Source organism: Nitrosomonas ureae, from assembly GCF_900108305.1.
Classification (GTDB): domain Bacteria; phylum Pseudomonadota; class Gammaproteobacteria; order Burkholderiales; family Nitrosomonadaceae; genus Nitrosomonas; species Nitrosomonas ureae_B.
The window spans coordinates 46,482-64,750 of the sequence record NZ_FNUX01000004.1 but is presented as its reverse complement, the minus strand read 5'-3'; the positions used below and the strand labels follow the sequence as shown (position 1 = coordinate 64,750).

Genomic DNA, 18,269 nt, shown 5'->3' with positions numbered 1-18,269 from the left:
TAAAAACGCGCATGTATCCATCCTTTACTTTCAAGCAAAAAAGTTTGGCATTATTGCTGTTAACATTTGGCATCTATTGCCCTGTTGTTCCTGCCAATGGATTAAGCTTCAGTACCGCGACCGATTTCACCACAGGCAAGTATGGTGGAACGACTTCAACCGATATTTGGTATGTTCCATTTACAGCCCGTTACGATAAGGATCGGGCATCTTTCAGGCTGATTGTTCCTTATCTCAGCATCACTGGACCGGGTAATGTACTCGGTCCGGGGATTGGAGGGATCGTTGATGGCGGGGGCCCCATTATCGGAGGAAGTTTGGGGGGTAGCAGTTCAGGCGGTGGTGGCGTAGTTGTTGTTTGTGATGAAGATGCGCAGAATTGTTCTGGCGAAAATCCAGGCCGAGAGGAAATTGATTCGGGCTCCGGGAACGGTGGAAATGGCGGCAGGAATGACGATGACAACAGCGGAAGCGGTGGAAGTAGCGGCGGAGATGACGACGGCAACAGCGGACACGGTGGAAGTGGCGGCGGGGATGACGACGGCAACAGCGGAAGCGGTGGAAATGGCGGCGGTAGTGGTGGTGATGACAACAGCGGAAGCGGAAGCGGAAGCGGTAGTGGTCACGAGGATGACGATTCAAGCGATGCGATAAACAGTGTCCGGTTAAGCAAAACAAGTTCTTCCGGGCTTATCGCAGGTATTCCGTTAGGTGGATCATCGTTTAACAGCACAACGCAATCTGGATTGGGGGATATCGTTGCCGCATTCAGCTATAATTTAATTGATCATGCACGTACGGGAATTATTTTTGATATTACGACTCGTTTAAAAATCCCGACAGCCAGCGCCAAACAGAATATGGGAAGCGGCCAGGTCGATTATGCTATTCAAGGCGATTTGTTTAAATCAATTTCCAAGTTTACACTGAGCGCAACTTTCGGTTACAGAATACTGGGCAATCCCTCCGGGATTACTTTTCATAACGTGCTCTACGGCGCTGCAGGCATTGGATATCAATTGTCCCCCACTGTCACCATGGGAACAAGTTACACAATGGGGCAATCGCCTGTACGTTTGGAAGATAGCAGGGATCTTATGCTATATATTTCGCAGCGAGTCACCAAAAACTTCAGACTGAATGCCTACGGAATAAGAGGATTTTCAGACCGCAGCCCTGATTGGGGAGGTGGTATCAATTTGCGCTATATTTTTTAGAAATTCCAAATTCAATATCGATAGCTATTCCGAATAACTTTCCCCGAAGCATCGTCATTTCTCCGCTTTACGTTTTGCCAGCAGGCAAATAAGATCACATGCAATATGCGCAGCCGCCAGTGCCGTGATTTGACTATGATCATAGGCGGGTGCTACTTCGACAATATCCATGCCGATTAGATTAAGCGTGCCAAAACCACGAATGATGCTTAACGCCTGAGCAGTGGAAAGACCGCCACAAACCGGCGTACCGGTGCCAGGTGCGAAAGCAGGATCAAGACAATCGATATCAAAAGTGAAATAAGCTGGACGGTTGCCAACTATGCGTTCAACTTCCGCAACTACGGCATCGGCGCCATGCCGATGTACCCAGGCGGAATCAAGAATGTGCATACCCATAAAATCATCGTTCCAGGTGCGGATACCAATTTGCACGGAATGTTTAGGATCAATCAACCCATCTTTTATCGCCTTGTAGAACATTGAACCGTGATTCAGAGAATCAGGTGAATCATCCGGCCAAGTATCACTATGCGCATCAAAATGGATTAACGCAAGCGGTTCACCAAACTTTTCGGCATGTGCTTTCAGCAATGGATAAGTAATATAGTGATCGCCGCCGAAAGTCAGCATGCGCGCGCCTGATGCCAGAATATGGCGAGCATGTTCGACAATTGCTTGATGGATTGTCAATGGATTATGGACATCGAGAAAACAATCACCAAAATCAATCACTGTGAAATTCTCAAATGGATCAAAACCCCATGGATAAGGTTTTATCGAAGCAACCTCTGCCGAGGCAAGGCGAATTGCTTGCGGTCCGAAACGAGCCCCAGAGCGGTAGGTGACAGCCAAATCGAATGGAATACCGCTGACGACCAGTTCGGCGCCGTCGATATCCTTACTATATTTCCGCCGCAAGAAAGATAGAATGCCGGAGAAAGTGGGTTCACGCTGCATTCCATAAGTACTCTCGCGTACAATGACGCCATTCCTAGTATAATTGTCGTTCGTCATAATCTCTAAATCCTCTTTTACCGAGTATACTCATACCACTTTTAGCAATCATCCATTGTCTGCAACACCAGCATTGAAATGCGCTGATGATATGCTGCTGATTACTGCGAATTCAAGTATTGCCGATGAATTAACACACACAGCAATAGATCTTGGCGAATTGATACCGTTATAATCCGATGCGGATATAAAATTAAAAGTGTTTTAAACACGCTATGCAACATTCAATAAATCGCAAGCAAGTCAGGGGCAAGGTGCCAGGAACACAGCAACTGAGACATATCAATAAGATAGGCAAAGGCGCGAGTACCGTGCAACGAAGTGATTCGCTCGTGCAGCCAATTAATCAGCGTTTCCTTAGCATGATGATATTGATCGTCGGCCTGATCAGCGGTTGCGCTTCGATGTTTCCCGGCAATGTGTTACGCTCCCCGGATATTTCCAAGCAGCGTGCACCCAACCTTACTGCGCCATACAACAAGCCTTATAAAGTCCGCGGAGTTACCTATTATCCGCTGCGAACAGCAGTTGGATACCGGGAAGTCGGTCATGCATCCTGGTATGGTTCAGAGTCGGGCAATCGCACGGCGATGGGAACACGCTTTGTTCCGCACGGCCTGACTGCCGCGCATAAAACACTTCCCTTACCCTCCAGAGTCAGAGTTACCAATCTGAAGAACGGTCGCCAGGTTGATGTACTGGTTAATGATCGAGGTCCTTTTATGAAAGGTAGAATTATTGATCTATCACGTGGCGCAGCCCAAAAAATTGGCTTGCATGGTGTAGATGAAGTAAAGATCGAACATCTTAACGATAGAATCAGCCAGAACTAAGCAGTAATCCAGCATCGCTTCGATAGAATATCTTAATCACTTTTTGCAAAACAGCGTATCAATCTGAATTTGATATATCATTATTCATTTCATGGAAAGGCAGAATCTTAGAAAATGATCGGATACCGTAAAGTAAAGCTATTCTGAAAGACAGCAAGAAATGACCACACGAAACATTTCGGCTGACCGTGCAACCGCCATGCTGTCTGTGATCAAGGAATTTCAATGCCTTTCGCCGCGAGATATTGGAATGGTTGCCGCCGCTTGCCGGTGGCATCGTTATGAAGTGGGAAATGAGATCGTGCGCTATCACGATCATACCAACAGCGCTTTTTTTATTGTGCAGGGTGAAATTCGTATCATGTATCACAGCTTATCGGGACAGGAAGTTATTTTGTGCGATTTGCCAACGGGCGAAATGTTTGGTGAGTTGACGGCGATTGATGGCCACCCCCGTTCGGCCACGGCGATCGCAAGGAGCAGCGTATTACTGGCATCAATGCCGGCATCGGATTTTCAGGAACTGATTTATGGCAACCGCCAGATCGCAGAAATTATTTTAAAACGCCTAACCGGTCAGGTGCGCCGCCTGACCGAACGTGTTTATGATTATAGTACGCTAGCGGTACGTAACCGTATTCAGGTAGAATTGCTGCGTTTGGCGAAAAATCACATGATATCCGGAAATGTTGCTGTCATTTCGCCGGCACCCACCCAAACTGAAATTGCTAGTCTGGTTAGCACGCACCGTGAAGCCGTATCACGCGAGCTGAACATGTTGATCAGAAATAAATTGATATTGCGTCAAGGTCATGATTTGCATGTGCTGGATATTGCAAAGCTCACCGAAATGGTCAACGAAGCGCGTGGCGGCTATTGATGAAAAAGCTTGCAGTGTAAATCCTAATCACAATTTCTGATTATTTTGTTAAGCTGCGTATTAAATGTGGCAAACTTCATAGTCAAACTTATTACGGGTACTATCATTCGTGTCTCCCTATGAACTTTTCATTGGTTTGCGCTATACGCGCGCCAAAAAACGCAATCATTTCATTTCTTTTATTTCCTTAATCTCTCTGATGGGCATTACGCTGGGAATGACGGCATTAATTACTGTGATGTCAGTAATGAATGGCTTTCAGAAGGAAGTGCGCACACGCATTCTGGGTGTTGCTTCGCATGTTCAGATTGGTAGTTTTCATGGCAATTTGAGCCATTGGCAGCAAACGGCAGAAGAAGCCATTAAACACCCGGCAGTGGAAGCCGCCGCACCCTATGTCAGCGCTCAGGGCATGCTGTCACATAATCAAGTAGTGCAAGGTGTTTTGGTACGTGGCATATTGCCGGCAATGGAAGATCAAGTAGCTGATTTCTCAAAAACGATGGTCAGCGGTGATTTGAATCATTTGATTCCGGGAGAATTCGGCATCGTGATCGGCATGGAACTGGCGCGTGCGATGGGTACTTTCATCGGTGATAAAATTGTTCTGATCTCGCCCCAAGGGCAAGTCACACCCGCAGGCATTCTACCGCGTTTGAAACAATTTACTGTGGTTGGAATCTTTGAAGTAGGGCATTTTGAATATGATTCCGGTCTAGTTCTGATTCACATGTCCGATGCGCAAAAACTGTATCGCATGGAAAACGATGATGTCTCCGGTGTGCGTTTGAAGTTAAAGGATCTATTTCAGGCGCCCAAAGTCGTGCAGGAATTACCCGCGATGCTGACGATTGACAGTCATATCAGCGACTGGACAAGACAGCACGCCAATTATTTTCGTGCAATCCAAATCGAGAAACGCATGTTGTCTTTAATTCTGGCACTAATCATTGCGGTTGCAGCGTTCAATATTGTTTCCACATTAGTGATGGCAGTCACTGACAAAGAATCTGACATCGCGATTTTACGCACACTCGGCGCAAGTCCGCGCAGCATTATGAAAATATTTATCGTTCAGGGAACGTTTATCGGGGTCTTTGGCACGATCCTTGGCGTAGCCGGTGGCATGCTGCTCGCTTATAATGTAGGTGAAGTGGTTGCGTTTATTGAAGGTTTGTTTAATGTTCAATTCCTATCGAGGGAAATTTATTACATCAGCACCATCCCAACCGATCCGCAGATGGCGGATATCACGACCGTTGCCGTAACCTCGTTTGTTCTCAGCTTACTGGCAACGATCTATCCCAGCTACCGCGCATCCAAAGTAAACCCTGCAGAGGCATTGCGTTATGAATGAGGTGGTTATTTCTTGCCGCAATCTGGTCAAGCAGTTTTCGCAAGGTGATTTGGCAGTTCCGGTGTTAAAGGGTGTTAACCTGGATCTGGTCAAAGGAGAAATGCTGGCGATTGTCGGCGCATCAGGTTCCGGCAAAAGCACTTTGCTGCATGTGCTTGGCGGGTTGGATGCGCCTACCAGCGGGAGCATCGAGATTCTCGGGCAAGATATCGCCCGGATCAACGAAGAAGAACGCTGCCAGCTACGTAATGGCTCTCTTGGTTTTATATACCAATTTCATCATTTGCTGATGGAATTCAGCGCCTTGGAAAATGTAGCCATGCCGCTGCTGATCCGCCGCTTGCCAAACCAGGAAGCCTATGATCGCGCAGCTGAAATGTTACAGCTGGTTGGTCTGAGTCATCGTTTGACACACACTCCGGGCGAACTATCCGGCGGTGAGCGCCAGCGTGCCGCTGTTGCACGTGCCTTGGTTACCCGCCCCGCCTGCATTCTGGCTGATGAACCCACAGGAAATCTTGACCGTAAAACAGCTGAGCATGTATTTGACTTAATGCTGGAATTGAATCGTAAAATCAATGCCAGCTTGATTATCGTCACACACGATGCGGGTCTGGCCAATCGCGCGCAACGTATCCAGCAACTGATCGATGGAGTTTTATGCGATGTATCCCATGTATGATGCTTATGTAAACGAATCATCATTTTCCGATCATTTCTTATAACCGGTTTATGCGTACCTTATTCACGTATATTATGGTTTTTCCCCGGCGCAGTGCGTTTGTTCTGTTTGCGCTGTTAATTGCGGGCATCGCCGAAGGATTGAGCCTAACCGCATTGCTGCCGCTGCTATCGATAGCCGTCGGCGATTCCGGCGGATCAGGTGATTCCGGTATCGGTAAATTCATGGAAGCGACGCTGCAAGATATCGGCATTGAACCTACGCTGGATGCAATTCTGATCATTATCGTGGGCGGTATGTTTTTCAAGGGATTGGTGCTATTGCTGGCGAATCGCCAAGTAGGTTACACAGTTGCGCATGTCGCCACAGCGTTACGATTGGATTTGATCGAGGCTTTGCTAGCCAGCCGCTGGCCTTATTATTTGCGGCAGCCTGTCGGATCTCTTGCAAATTCGATTGCAACCGAAGCCTATCGTGCCGCCAACGGCTTTGAACACAGTGTGAACGTTCTGGCGTTGGCTATTCAAGTGATGGTATATGCAATTGTGGCGCTATTCATCTCATGGGAAGCGACGCTCGCTTCATTAGTCATCGGTTTGTTTTTATTGATTGCGTTGAATCGCCTGGTCAGTGCAACCCGCCGGGCGGGCACAAAACAAACTCATTTGTTACGCCATCTGCTGACTTATTTGTCTGATGTGCTCAGTTCGGTAAAATCGCTGAAAGCCATGGCGCGTGATAATGTAGCCGACGCCATTTTACATGAACAGACGCAGCACCTGGAAAAAGCGACGCGTAAGGAAGTCATGAATCGGGCAGCTCTGACAGCACTGCAGGAGCCTATTCTTGCTGCGCTGACCGCTAGCGGTTTGTATATTGCATTGGTAGTGTGGGAATTATCTCTCCCTGAAGTCATGCTGATGGTATTTTTGCTGACCCGTATTCTGGGGTTATTGAATAAGACACAACGCAGGCATCAGCAACTCGCTGCACAAGAAAGTGCTTATTGGGCGCTACGGAAAGCAGCCGAAGATGCACGCGCAGCGGCAGAGAGATCGAGCGGAACAATACAGCCTACCTTGCAGAAAGGCATTGCCTTGCAGCATGTAAAATTTAATTATGGACAGAAAATCATATTCGAAGATTTGAATATGGAAATACCCGTCAACTCATTTACCGCGGTTATGGGACCGTCCGGTGCAGGTAAAAGTACTCTGCTGGATTTGTTATGCGGGTTGACCGAGCCGCAATCCGGAGAAATCCGGATTGATAATATATCCTTGCATGATATCAATCTGCGGCAATGGCGCCACATGATCGGCTATGTCTCGCAAGATACGATCCTATTGCACGATACCGTGATGAATAACATTCTGGTTGGAGAGCCCACATTGACAATTAATGATGCGGAACAGGCGCTTCGTCAGGCTGGTGCCTGGGATTTTGTCAATGCATTGCCGGAAGGGTTGCAAACGGTTGTCGGTGAGCGCGGTGGTTTACTTTCCGGAGGGCAGCGGCAACGTATCGCGATTGCGCGAGCGTTGGCGCATAACCCGTCTTTTCTGATTCTCGACGAGCCTACCAGTGCATTAGATCCGGAAAGCGAACGCACGATTTGCGAAACGTTACAGAAACTGGCCAAGAGCCTGACCATTATTGCTGTTTCGCATCAACCCGCGGTTATTAACGCAGCAGACCGGGTTTTTATACTTTCGAATGGCGTGGCAGAACCATTATCGCAAGCGCCGCAGAATCCCTAAGATGCAGCAATAAGATAAAAAATTACTTATTTCTTTATCCATTGCCCATTAATTTGAATCCAGGTTCCCGCTGGAACTTTCTGGATAATTTCCTCAGCATATACTTTTCCTACCTGACTAGGTTCAACCCCTTGTGCAGCGGCTTTTTCCTGGTAAATTACTTTACGCTTGGCATTAATTGCATCGGCCTCTGCCTGGGCACCCGGTTCTCTAGCGATAACATATCCCGTACTACCTTCGCCAATTGCACCTGACGCACGCAGGTTCTCGAGACTGTCGGCCCATACCGGAATTGCATAGAGCGCCAACACCGGAAGAATGATCCCAAAAGCTTTTGGCAAAGATTTCTTAAAAATCATATTTGAAATACGCTGCATAATGTTCTCCTTTCTCATTTACTATTAGAAGATGTCAGGGTTGGCGGCTATATCTTTTTTTGCTTCCTCTTCAAGCTTCACTCGAATATCAGCATCCAGTTTGATATTGAGATTTATCGTAATCGGTTCCTTAGGAGATTCCACTTTAACCGTCGGCGCACAGGATACGATCACCAAGCAGAAAGAAATCAAGATTACTGAAGTAATTATAGTGTTTGTCATTCGTTCAATTCTACACATGATTGCACTCCTCTTCTCCGATAATGAGCATACAACGCTCTATGTCTGCAATTTAGCGCCGCCTAACTTAATGCAACCTGAACAAACCGCGCAGAATTTCATGGGATAAGCTGTAGCCGTCGTTAATCTTTTGCAGGATTTTGTCTATATCCGTTTCCAGCCTAACGTTCAAACGAAAATCCTGCCCTTCTTTAACCTTAGGATTATTCCCTAACAAAGAAAGCTGGGCTACAAAATCGTGTGCAACCGATTTGTCGAGAGTCAATGATAGCTCAGTGTAATGAAAATCCTGCATGGCTTGCAGCAACAAATTCATTTCCTCTCCGGCGGAAGCAAGCCATTGCGAAGCTTTCTGGGATTGAAAATGCAAAATTCCTGGTGCCTTGGCAGCAAGATGTCCATTCTTTATCGTTAATTGATTCTCTTCTATTGCCAATGGAACCTGACCATCCAGATGTCCGCTTCCCGCAAGGCCATCAACCTTGATCAGGTTAAAGAATGATTCCAGATCAATATTACTGATCCATATCAGCATGTCAGAGCGTTTGGCCGCAGGATCAATAATAACTGGTGCCACCGATATCACACCATCCATCATGGAGAATTGTGCTTTCTCAAGCGCAACTTGGGGAGGATTTGTATCCAGAATCTGATAGGAAACCAGTAAATTTTCCAATGGAATTCCAAAATCAATCTGTTCAACCGTGATTTTCTGTCCGGGCGGACTACCTGGGGTTAGCAAATTGTTCAAATTCAGCGCAATATTCAGATCCTTTATTTTCGCAGTTTCATGCGTAAACGAAACATTATTCATCTCAAATGCGCCGCGACTGCTGTGCACACCTTTTGTAGACCATTTTAATTGCGCGATCGCTCGAAGCTGGCCGGTTACGTTGTCTAACTGCGCCAACGCAGGAGAAAGTGTGCCGGGCTGCAAATTGCCCGGTAAGAAATTTAACGGAATAATCTCCGCTTTGAGCGTTCCACTACCACTATCCAGCGCATGTGCGCCTTTAATCTTTAGAAACTGCAAACCTGGAACACCACCTGTGACTTTAAGTGCATACTCTGTTGATTCTCCCTGCTTGGCCTTATTTCTGATGTCGCCACTGATGGATAAGTCTGCAAACAGAGGTTCGGGCGCCAGATGCCGCAATTTGCCGATGGAGAAATCGGCAGCATTGCCAATTTCGCTATCATTCAAATATAAAACGGTTGAGATATTTTTAAATTGTATCGCGGATTGCGGCAGATTAAAGGAAGCCTCACTGAGAATTAACTGTCCTTGATAGTTTCTGTTGGCATCCATTTCTCCCACCGCAGCTATTTTTCCTGGATGAATGTTTACTTCAATTTCAGCAGGCTTATCGCTTTTAGCCAGCATAGTAAAGTTAGCGGGCACCACAATGATATTATGTTTAAGCGCTAATCCATGCGGGCCTCCAGTTACGTTCAGATCAGCCTGGGAAATTGAGAAACCTGGAGGATCCCGGAAACGCAGAGGATATCCGGTATTGATCTTTCCCAGGGCAACTTGACCAGGATTGCGTAATCCGATGCGCCAACCGTCTGGATTGAACTTAACCTGCATTGGCAAGGCCATCGATAGCTGATGAATTTCTGCGGGCCCGGCAGTCAGCTTTCCTCCCTTAATACCTAAATCAAGTTCTCCGTTCCAGGAATCCGATAGTCTGTTAATGCTTCCTTTTAAGGTAATGTGATCAATCGCCGCATCACTCAGTCTCAATGCAGTTGGCGTCCCATTCATCTGCCCGGGTACTGGTTTTTCTGACTTCTGCTCGGGCAGGCTAATGCCCGCTAATGCGAAGTCAGTCTGCACATGCTGCAAATGCAATGCTGCAAATGCAAAAGCGGTTTCGCCTGAGAAGCTGGAAATTTTGACCCCGGGAATGTTCAGCATACCCTCCGAAATAGCAACCTTACCTTGCATATTTCCCTGCGCATCCAGGGTTGCTGCCAGCCCTCCCTTTGCCTGACCCAGTGAACCAGAGATTATGGTGTCGAACCGGATCATTTGAGTATTTGAATGGTCGTGCACAATGCTGCCCGACAAAGCAATCGCCACCTCACCCGCAACCGAATGGAGGCGTATCACTGAGTCTTCCAGTGAAAGTACAGGCAACCACGGTATGCGGATATCTTCTCCGGATACCGTCGTAGCAAATTGCATCGAATCCTGCGCAGAACGCTCTGCACTCAGATCAAGCATCACTTCCACACCGCTAATTTCAACTAATGCCGGTTTTCCCGAGAGCAAATCACTGAACTGCCAGGTCAGCAAAATTTTACCCACTTGCAATTCATCGTTGTTACCCGCCTTCAACTCATGCAAGCGGAAGGCATTAAGCGAAATATCGAGAACCGCAATGGATTGCAACGGAAAACCTTGTTTGCGTAACTGATCATCGATGAGCATTTCCAGCAGGGAATTGCGGAACGCATAAAGACCCGCCCCTGCAAAAATAATGAGGCTCAACAGAACAAGTAATCCGGTTTTTAATTGTTTCATCATTGGATGAAATGATAGTGTTTGTAATAGCCCGTTTTATCTTTCAACCGATATTATGAAGCTAAAGGAAACAGAAATTTAACCACTCGAGTCTTGTAAGGTACAAGATTATCACGCCGCCCGTTAAAACGAAATTCAGTTTCTTTGATCGCAAATAAATGACACCATTCAGTACCAAAATTAGTCATACGTAATTTATAAAAAGTTAGTTTAATCATTTTCTTAGATACCAAGAAGAAATTTCTCTTGTTTTTTAGTTATTGTGATCTTTGAAACCTCAAGGTCAGGAAAATCCACCTTGATGGAGCCGTTAATGCAATCTGATGAGCAATATTCGTTGCATTTCAAGGAAACCGATTTCCCCTGATTTCAATGCTGCACGCGATTCAGCGTGACTCGAAAAATACATGACGATGAGATTAATTAAGCGATCAGGCCAATTCGTCAAAGAAATTCACACACCAGTGCCAGCATTCCGCAATGCTCACTCTGAACAACTATAAGCGATGCATAATTCCAGGTTTCCAGTAGACTGAACTATAAGGCGAGGTTCACGCATGGGCATGCTGCAACAAAAATTGAAATGAGGCGTTTTTTTTTACATTCTCAGGGGGCGATTCCGGAGAAGCATGAGAACATTACCAGCATACTTAATTTAATCTGCTCAATCATATTTTTGATGGTATTCACACACATGCCTTTGAAACTTTTGTTTTACTCTTTGGTCATGAATTAGGCATCAGTATTATTGAATTGCTACTTGTTGTGATGCGTATGGAATCTTGCCCAAACTATCACTTCCTCGCAAGAAAGGCAATTGACAGGTAGTGTCTCGGTTTGAATTTAAAATTTTGTAATAACCCCCATATACAACTTTAATTAGCTATTCCGTGATAGATTCCTTAGAATACATAAATAATAATTAATTGCTGTATTAGAATTATGGAGGGTGAAAAATGACTATATCAGTATTTGATGCGGCGAAAACCCTTGGCCATTATTCTGGATGGAAACTATCAAATCTCCAGATGCAAAAGATATTGTATCTTGCCCATATGGTTCACATGGGAGAGAATAACGGTTCGCCATTGATTGATGAAATATTCCAATCATGGGAATATGGGCCTGTGTTGCCTAGCTTGTATTATAAGGTTAAGTTTTTTGGCAATAAACCAGTGCAAGATGTTTTTAATAGAAATAAAATATGGACTGAGGGAGAAGAATCTAGAATTATAAAAGAGGCGGCAGAACAATTTTCTGATTTTCCTCCCGGATCTTTAATTACTCTGACGCATAGAGTAAACGGGGCATGGGATACGACATTTATAAGAGGAGCGAATGTTCCCATACCGAATGAAAAAATAATTAATGAATATAATAATCTCTGATGGCAGATGGGTTTGATAAACTTAAAAGCAATGACATACCCAGTCAGAAAGACATTATAATTCAAGAATTAGAAACAAAAGTTCAGGATTTAGAGAACAGTATTTTAGAAGAGCGTTTTTATTGGGTTTTAGCGATGATGATAATCATTAATATCATCGCTTTTATTCATATGCCATCTTGGGGAGGCCCGATTGCAATTATGATACTTGAATTATTTGGATTATTGGCGCTTGCTGATAAATGCGGGGTTGATAATGTAGTTATAATAATAACTAAAATTGTTGATGGATGGTTTCAAAGAAATTCAAATAACGAAAAGACGAATAAATAACTTATATCCTTGTTTTATATTTCCCCCTACTTCTATCTTTCAATTCTTCTTTTGCATCAATCAAAGCAACAACATCATTCATTGACCAAAGAGTATTAGTAACACCTGCGGCCATTGCGGGAGAGGTTTTCAATGTTTTGTGAATCCGAACAAAATTATAATGCATAAAATGCAATGCCACTGCATGAGCTAAGTTTTCAATCTTTTTGCTGAATCCATTTGTTAATCTTGTAAATCTACGCATACCCATACGCATGGTTAAATTGTTGCGTTCTACATAGCTTGTTGATACATAGTCCATATCAGGATTACCAGCCATTACACGTCTTTCTGAGCTAACAAATGATGCTGGGCTGTAACGTTTTTGGCTTTTATTCTCTTCACCGTAAATCTTGACCAGCATTGCATAATCAACCATACCACCAAACATCTTTTCTACTGCATTGATGTAGCATCCATAACCATCGCTAGTTAACTGAATACGATCACTTAAACGGCTTGCTAGATCACCAATAAACTCTTCTGCATACTCATAATCACGTCGACCAACCAACCATGAAATAGCAAGCTTAGTATCTGCATCAATCGCTGTCCAGGTGTAAACATCGCCATGACCAAGAATTCCTTTATCTTCTGGTGATACATTCTTTTCTTTCGAGTAACAAAAAGACCAAATCTCATCACATTGAACGCGCTTGCTTTTGATATTCAATAAATGCTCATTTTGATACTCGGCGCACACGATACCTGCATCAACCAGCAATTTAGTTACGGTATTAATTGAAACATCAGCAATACGTGAGACTGAACGCATTGAACTACCTTCAACAAGCATCGTAAGTATCATTGCGCGTTTTTCAATTGATAGTTTGTTCATCTCATCACCCTCAAGCATTAAGTTCAGTTTGAATTATACATCATAAATCAGTAATCGCAAGCATTATTTTTTTGACATCTTATGCTTGCGATAATATAATTGCAAGCATCAATCAAAAATGGAGCAAGCAATGGACAATAACTCTGACTCTAAATCAAAAGGCGGCAAAGCAAGAGCCGCATCTTTGTCTCCTGAAGAACGAAGCAATATTGCTAAAAATGCTGCAAACTCAAAATGGGATAAATCTATGACGACAGTCTTGCTCGGTGCTAAATTAACTCTTGGCGGCGTAGAGGTTGATTGTTATGTGACAGAAGACGGAGAGCGTTTAATAGCTGGCAGAGGGATGCAAGAAATCCTGAAATTGGTAGATGAGGATTTACCAAAAAGCGGCCAAAAGCCTGGATCACGATTGACTAGATTATTAAGCAACAACACACTCAAGCCATTGATATATAAACACAAGAACCAGGACCACTTTTTCCCTAAAAAACGCAGATATCAAGGTCGAATAATTGCCGGTTTTAATGCAGAAATGCTTGTAGATATATGTGAAGGAATGTTGGAAGCTAGAATATTAGGGGTGTTAAAAACAACAAGACAGAGCATTATTGCCGCTCAGTGCGAATTGATAATGCGTGGTTTAGCCAAGACTGGTATTGTTGCTCTTATTGATGAAGCTACAGGCTATCAAAACCTAAGACCAGCTGACGGGTTAAGAAACTATTTTGATCAAGTTCTAAAAAAAGATTTAGCCGCGTGGTTTAAAAGATTCCCAGATGAATATTATGAAAACATATATAAGTTAAAAGGATGGGAATGGCCTGGGATGGCTAAGAATAGATTTAGCGTTGTTGGTACATATACCAATGACTTGGTTTGGGAACGACTGATTCCTGGATTGAAAGAGGAGTTAAATCATAGAAATCCCAAGAATGAAAAAGGACATAGAGCTAGAAAACATCATGAATGGTTAAATAATGAGGCTGGAGATAAATTATTCTCTCAACAAATGTTTACAATCTTAGCTTTGCAAAGAGCTTGTTTAAATAAGCCTGGTAACAAATGGATTCATTTTATGAGCATGATGGACGATATCCTGCCAAAGAAGGGAACAACTATTAATCTTTTTCCGTATTATGATCTCCCCAGCGAGAATTAGCAGCATTTTTAGCAATATCTGAACGCTCTTCTGGCGTTAATTTACCTGCCCTAGCTTTGCCACCCTTAAGACCACCAAGCCGCCCTGATTCGATGGCGGCTTTTTTGTTTTCATCTATTTCTGGTTCTGGTTCAATCTCACCAATAGCTTCGTCTACAATGCACTTTGCCAGTTGATTTAAGTCTAAATTTTTAGGTCTTTTACTCATACTGCTATGATAGCATTGATGCAAACAAGTTCAAGTGCAGCAGATTTCAAACTGAGACACTACCAATTGACAAGTCATTTTAAACAGGGTGTTCCTCTGGTCGACTGATGAGTGCGGCCTTGATCTGTACGACATATATATAACGAATGAGGATGAAAGTATTATGGAATGGTTAGCCATTATCTTGTCGATTATCGCGGTGGGCTTCATGTTCTGGTTCTTTTCCACAACTCAAAAAGCACTAAAGCTGGGACAGCCTGCACCTGAATTCAAACTGATGGATCAATTTGGAAAAATACATACTCTGGCAGACTTTCAGGGTAAGTGGCTGGCATTATATTTTTATCCGAAAGACGATACGCCCGGGTGCACCAAGCAAGCTTGCACTTTTCGTGATAGCCTTCAGCAATTGACAGAGCTGGATGCCGAAGTGATTGGCGTGAGTGTGGATGATACAAACAGTCATGCAGAATTTGCTCAAAAATTTCATCTGCAATTTCCGCTATTGGCGGATACCACCGCGGAAACGGCCGCTCGATATTATTCGCTTATTAATCTGGGCATTATCAAGTTTGCCAGGCGCAATACATTTTTAATCGATCCGCACGGAAAAATTGCACGCATGTATTTGTCGGCTAGTGCCGCGCACAATTCCTCCGCAGTGATTGCAGATTTGAAACAGTTGCAGGCATATAGCGCATAGCACACTATCGAACGGAATTACGCTCTTTTGATTTTCATCAAAGATTGAAAATTCCATCTCAGTCAACATATAAGGTAAAACAGGAAAAGGAGGCAACATGGCAAATTTTACTGAAGAGCAGTTAATCCGGTTGAAAGCTGCGTTACATAAACGTTATCTGTATCTACAAAAAGAAATACGTAACGAGCTTGCACACGCTGAGGATGTCAGTGATTTTGAGCTGGCGGAGTATGTCAACAATATACCGGATGATATTGATACCGCATTAGTTGACCGGCAAATCAATGAAATGCGCGAATTGGAAATGTCGATGAAGTATCTGAGCGAACTGGAGTTCGGTGACTGTATTGACTGTGGTAACGAGATCGGGTTTGAGCGGTTATTAGTATATCCATCCGCGCAACGTTGTATTCAGTGCCAGACTCAATACGAAAAGGCTTTCCCTCAAGAATCAGGTCCTTCGTTATGACTGCGAAGTGTTTTACCGGCCTATACTTTGACTTTGGCTTTGAGCAAAATAAGAATAGCGCCGCCGCCGCCATCTTCCGGTCTTGCCTGACAGAAGGCCAGCACATCATTACGTTGCATCAGCCAATTTCCGATTCTCGTTTTTAAAACCGGTTCACGGTTTTTAGAGCTCAGCCCCTTGCCATGTATGACACGAACGCATCGAAATTTTTGTTGTGCACAGATATTCAGAAAAGCGCTTAATGCCTGTCGCGCCTCATCACGCGTATATCCATGTAAGTCAAGTTCATCCTGAATCCTCCAATAACCGCGCCGCAAACGCCGCAACGTCTGATGCGGCATGCCCGGCTGCACGAAAGACCACTCATCACCTGCTTCAATTTCAACAAAAATATTGTCGGTTAGCGTATCTTCTGACGCTGCATTTTCCTCGTTCTTATTTTTGCGTGGAAACGGTGGAACCTTGATGCTCCTGGTAACTATTTTATCTGACACCGGTAGTGGCGCCACATCACGCATGGCCGCTTGAAACAGTGATATTTCATCTTCATCCATGATGGAATCCTTTTTAACCATCCAGTTTTATCGAAGAGCTGTTAATTACATCTTAGATTAATGATTATTTCAGATTATCCAGATATTTCTCCGCATCCAGTGCTGCCATACAGCCACTCGCGGCACTGGTTACCGCTTGGCGGTATATGTGATCCTGCACGTCGCCCGCAGCAAACACACCGGCTATGCTGGTGACTGTCGCATTTCCTTGACCGCCACCGCGCGTAACAATATAGCCATTTTCCATTTGCAGTTGCCCGGCAAAAATATCGGTATTGGGTTTATGGCCGATAGCAATGAAAACACCTTGCAAATCCATTTCCTGGGTGGCGTCATCCTTGGTGCTTCTGATGCGTATGCCGGTAACACCGGTTTGATCACCCAGCACTTCATCCAATACATGATTCAGTTCCAATTTAATATTGCCGGTACGGGTTTTTTCCATCAATTTATCGATTAGAATTTTTTCCGATCGGAATTGATCACGCCGATGCACTACTGTCACGCTGCGCGCAATATTCGAAAGGTACAATGCCTCTTCCACCGCAGTATTGCCGCCGCCGATAACAGCGACATCTTGCCCCTTATAGAAAAAACCATCGCAAGTTGCGCACCCTGATACACCGCGCCCCATAAATGCCTCTTCGGATGGCAGGCCGAGATATTGCGCAGATGCACCGGTGGCAATAATGAGCGCATCGCAAGTATAAGTCCCTTGATCGCCGATCAAGGTAATCGGTTTTTCTGTCAGTTTTGCGGTATGAATATGATCAAAAATAATTTCGGTATGAAAACGCTCCGCATGTTTCTGAAACCGTTCCATCAACTCCGGACCTTGCACACCCATTGCATCGGCCGGCCAATTATCCACATCTGTTGTTGTCATTAATTGTCCGCCCTGAGCTAAGCCAGTGATCAAAACCGGACTCAGATTGGCACGTGCCGCATAAACGGCGGCGGTATAACCAGCCGGCCCGGAACCGAGAATAAGCAGTGAATTGTGTTTGGTCATCATAAATTTATTTACGAAGTAGATCGAGGACGATATTGTACTCGTAAATGATTAAATTGCCTTGCTGCCCAATCTCTCTCGCCACCATTGCTGATTGTTCGATGACAGATTTCTGACTCAATAATAAATCCTTCTTGTTTAACTCCTGATCAGGAAAATACATCTGCGTTGTCAGCGGGAGGTAACCAGGTTTAAAAATCTTTAAATGAATATGCGGAGGTCTGATCCATGTTCCGCTGGCAGGGTAAGCACCGGGCATTACTGTCTTAAAGCGAAAAGATCCTTTATCATCAGTCTGGATTACCGCCCACCCTTGAAAGTTATGATCCAGCCTTGCTTTATTGGAATCACGCGGATGACGATAACGACCGTTAGCATCCGCCTGCCAAATATCCAGCAGCGTATTTTCAACCGGATTACCGTGGATATCGGTTACATGCCCACCGACCACAATATGCTGACCACTCGCACCGCCAACGTATCCATTGATTTGCGTCAGATCCTCATCCTTGTCTTTCTGATTCTTTACCGGATAAAACGGCCCTTCCGTTTCCGCGGGCGTAGGCATTAGCGCTAACGCCTTAGCAAAAACACTGCTGCCAAACACACTGACAAAGCTACCCAGCACGCCTAATCCAATCATTTTTCTACGGGAAATTTTTTTCATACTG

Annotated in this window: 20 protein-coding genes; 11 read left to right on the top strand and 9 right to left on the bottom strand. The window is 44.6% G+C overall.

Translation table 11 applies throughout. From position 1 onward, the window contains the following. Window positions 1-44: 44 nt before the first annotated feature. Window positions 45-1,217, top strand: coding sequence for a hypothetical protein (locus C4S39_RS03825; RefSeq protein WP_146059741.1), 1,173 nt, complete (start codon window positions 45-47; stop codon window positions 1,215-1,217). Between the two features lie 54 nt (window positions 1,218-1,271). Here the strand turns inward: C4S39_RS03825 and speB are convergent, their stop codons facing one another. Then, window positions 1,272-2,234: an agmatinase gene (gene speB / locus C4S39_RS03820; RefSeq protein ID WP_103965725.1), complete on the bottom strand. Its 963-nt coding sequence runs from the start codon at window positions 2,232-2,234 to the stop codon at window positions 1,272-1,274. Between the two features lie 215 nt (window positions 2,235-2,449). Here speB and C4S39_RS15965 point away from each other — a divergent pair, with 215 nt between their 5' ends. From C4S39_RS15965 to C4S39_RS03795, 5 genes are all read left to right on the top strand, one after another. After that, complete coding sequence (locus tag C4S39_RS15965) at window positions 2,450-3,067, top strand: septal ring lytic transglycosylase RlpA family protein (RefSeq protein ID WP_308457301.1); 618 nt, start codon at window positions 2,450-2,452, stop codon at window positions 3,065-3,067. Between the two features lie 160 nt (window positions 3,068-3,227). After that, the gene (locus tag C4S39_RS03810; protein ID WP_103965724.1) at window positions 3,228-3,947 is read left to right on the top strand and encodes a Crp/Fnr family transcriptional regulator; all 720 of its coding nucleotides are present in this window, start codon (window positions 3,228-3,230) and stop codon (window positions 3,945-3,947) included. 109 nt (window positions 3,948-4,056) lie between these two features. Then, complete coding sequence (locus tag C4S39_RS03805; protein WP_103965723.1) at window positions 4,057-5,304, top strand: lipoprotein-releasing ABC transporter permease subunit; 1,248 nt, start codon at window positions 4,057-4,059, stop codon at window positions 5,302-5,304. Then, window positions 5,297-5,986 (top strand): lipoprotein-releasing ABC transporter ATP-binding protein LolD, encoded by a 690-nt coding sequence (gene lolD, locus C4S39_RS03800; protein ID WP_103965722.1) that lies wholly within the window; start codon window positions 5,297-5,299, stop codon window positions 5,984-5,986. The genes C4S39_RS03805 and lolD overlap by 8 nt, the downstream gene beginning before the upstream one ends. A gap of 50 nt (window positions 5,987-6,036) precedes the next feature. Beyond that, window positions 6,037-7,746, top strand: a complete 1,710-nt coding sequence (locus C4S39_RS03795) for an ABC transporter ATP-binding protein (RefSeq protein ID WP_103965721.1) — start codon at window positions 6,037-6,039, stop codon at window positions 7,744-7,746. A gap of 26 nt (window positions 7,747-7,772) precedes the next feature. On the opposite strand, the gene C4S39_RS03790 is transcribed toward C4S39_RS03795, so the two are convergent. The 3 genes from C4S39_RS03790 to C4S39_RS03780 form a co-directional block, all read right to left on the bottom strand. Beyond that, window positions 7,773-8,123 carry a YdbL family protein gene (locus C4S39_RS03790; RefSeq protein ID WP_103965720.1) on the bottom strand — a complete coding sequence of 117 codons (351 nt, stop codon included), beginning with the start codon at window positions 8,121-8,123 and terminating at the stop codon, window positions 7,773-7,775. Between the two features lie 24 nt (window positions 8,124-8,147). Next, window positions 8,148-8,363, bottom strand: a complete 216-nt coding sequence (locus C4S39_RS03785) for a YnbE family lipoprotein (protein WP_181023747.1) — start codon at window positions 8,361-8,363, stop codon at window positions 8,148-8,150. 67 nt (window positions 8,364-8,430) lie between these two features. Continuing rightward, entirely contained in the window at window positions 8,431-10,896 is a 2,466-nt protein-coding gene (locus tag C4S39_RS03780) for a YdbH domain-containing protein (RefSeq protein ID WP_103965719.1), read from the bottom strand. 953 nt (window positions 10,897-11,849) lie between these two features. On the opposite strand from C4S39_RS03780, the gene C4S39_RS03775 reads away from it, so the two are divergent. Together C4S39_RS03775 and C4S39_RS03770 are read left to right on the top strand one after the other, a co-directional pair. Beyond that, window positions 11,850-12,281 (top strand): Panacea domain-containing protein, encoded by a 432-nt coding sequence (locus C4S39_RS03775; RefSeq protein WP_103965718.1) that lies wholly within the window; start codon window positions 11,850-11,852, stop codon window positions 12,279-12,281. Beyond that, on the top strand, window positions 12,281-12,613 hold the full coding sequence (locus C4S39_RS03770) for a hypothetical protein (RefSeq protein ID WP_103965717.1): 333 nt from the start codon (window positions 12,281-12,283) through the stop codon (window positions 12,611-12,613). The genes C4S39_RS03775 and C4S39_RS03770 overlap by 1 nt, the downstream gene beginning before the upstream one ends. A gap of 1 nt (window position 12,614) precedes the next feature. Here C4S39_RS03770 and C4S39_RS03765 read toward each other — a convergent pair whose 3' ends face one another. Beyond that, window positions 12,615-13,490 (bottom strand): DDE-type integrase/transposase/recombinase, encoded by an 876-nt coding sequence (locus C4S39_RS03765; RefSeq protein ID WP_103965805.1) that lies wholly within the window; start codon window positions 13,488-13,490, stop codon window positions 12,615-12,617. 130 nt (window positions 13,491-13,620) lie between these two features. On the opposite strand from C4S39_RS03765, the gene C4S39_RS03760 reads away from it, so the two are divergent. Then, the gene (locus C4S39_RS03760; protein WP_181023746.1) at window positions 13,621-14,652 is read left to right on the top strand and encodes a P63C domain-containing protein; all 1,032 of its coding nucleotides are present in this window, start codon (window positions 13,621-13,623) and stop codon (window positions 14,650-14,652) included. Here C4S39_RS03760 and C4S39_RS03755 read toward each other — a convergent pair. Next, window positions 14,612-14,860 (bottom strand): histone H1, encoded by a 249-nt coding sequence (locus C4S39_RS03755; protein ID WP_103965715.1) that lies wholly within the window; start codon window positions 14,858-14,860, stop codon window positions 14,612-14,614. The two genes, C4S39_RS03760 and C4S39_RS03755, sit on opposite strands and share 41 nt — an antisense overlap. A gap of 163 nt (window positions 14,861-15,023) precedes the next feature. On the opposite strand from C4S39_RS03755, the gene C4S39_RS03750 reads away from it, so the two are divergent. Together C4S39_RS03750 and C4S39_RS03745 are read left to right on the top strand one after the other, a co-directional pair. After that, window positions 15,024-15,563, top strand: a complete 540-nt coding sequence (locus C4S39_RS03750) for a peroxiredoxin (protein WP_103965714.1) — start codon at window positions 15,024-15,026, stop codon at window positions 15,561-15,563. A 97-nt stretch (window positions 15,564-15,660) separates the two neighbouring features. Then, window positions 15,661-16,032 (top strand): TraR/DksA family transcriptional regulator, encoded by a 372-nt coding sequence (locus C4S39_RS03745; protein ID WP_103965713.1) that lies wholly within the window; start codon window positions 15,661-15,663, stop codon window positions 16,030-16,032. Window positions 16,033-16,052: 20 nt separating this feature from the next. Here C4S39_RS03745 and C4S39_RS03740 read toward each other — a convergent pair whose 3' ends face one another. The 3 genes from C4S39_RS03740 to C4S39_RS03730 all read right to left on the bottom strand — a co-directional run bounded on the left by C4S39_RS03740 (window position 16,053) and on the right by C4S39_RS03730 (window position 18,265). After that, the gene (locus C4S39_RS03740; RefSeq protein WP_103965712.1) at window positions 16,053-16,586 is read right to left on the bottom strand and encodes a Smr/MutS family protein; all 534 of its coding nucleotides are present in this window, start codon (window positions 16,584-16,586) and stop codon (window positions 16,053-16,055) included. 64 nt (window positions 16,587-16,650) lie between these two features. Beyond that, window positions 16,651-17,601, bottom strand: a complete 951-nt coding sequence (gene trxB / locus C4S39_RS03735) for a thioredoxin-disulfide reductase (RefSeq protein ID WP_103965711.1) — start codon at window positions 17,599-17,601, stop codon at window positions 16,651-16,653. Window positions 17,602-17,605: 4 nt separating this feature from the next. Continuing rightward, the gene (locus C4S39_RS03730) at window positions 17,606-18,265 is read right to left on the bottom strand and encodes a dioxygenase family protein (protein WP_103965710.1); all 660 of its coding nucleotides are present in this window, start codon (window positions 18,263-18,265) and stop codon (window positions 17,606-17,608) included. Window positions 18,266-18,269: the final 4 nt, after the last annotated feature.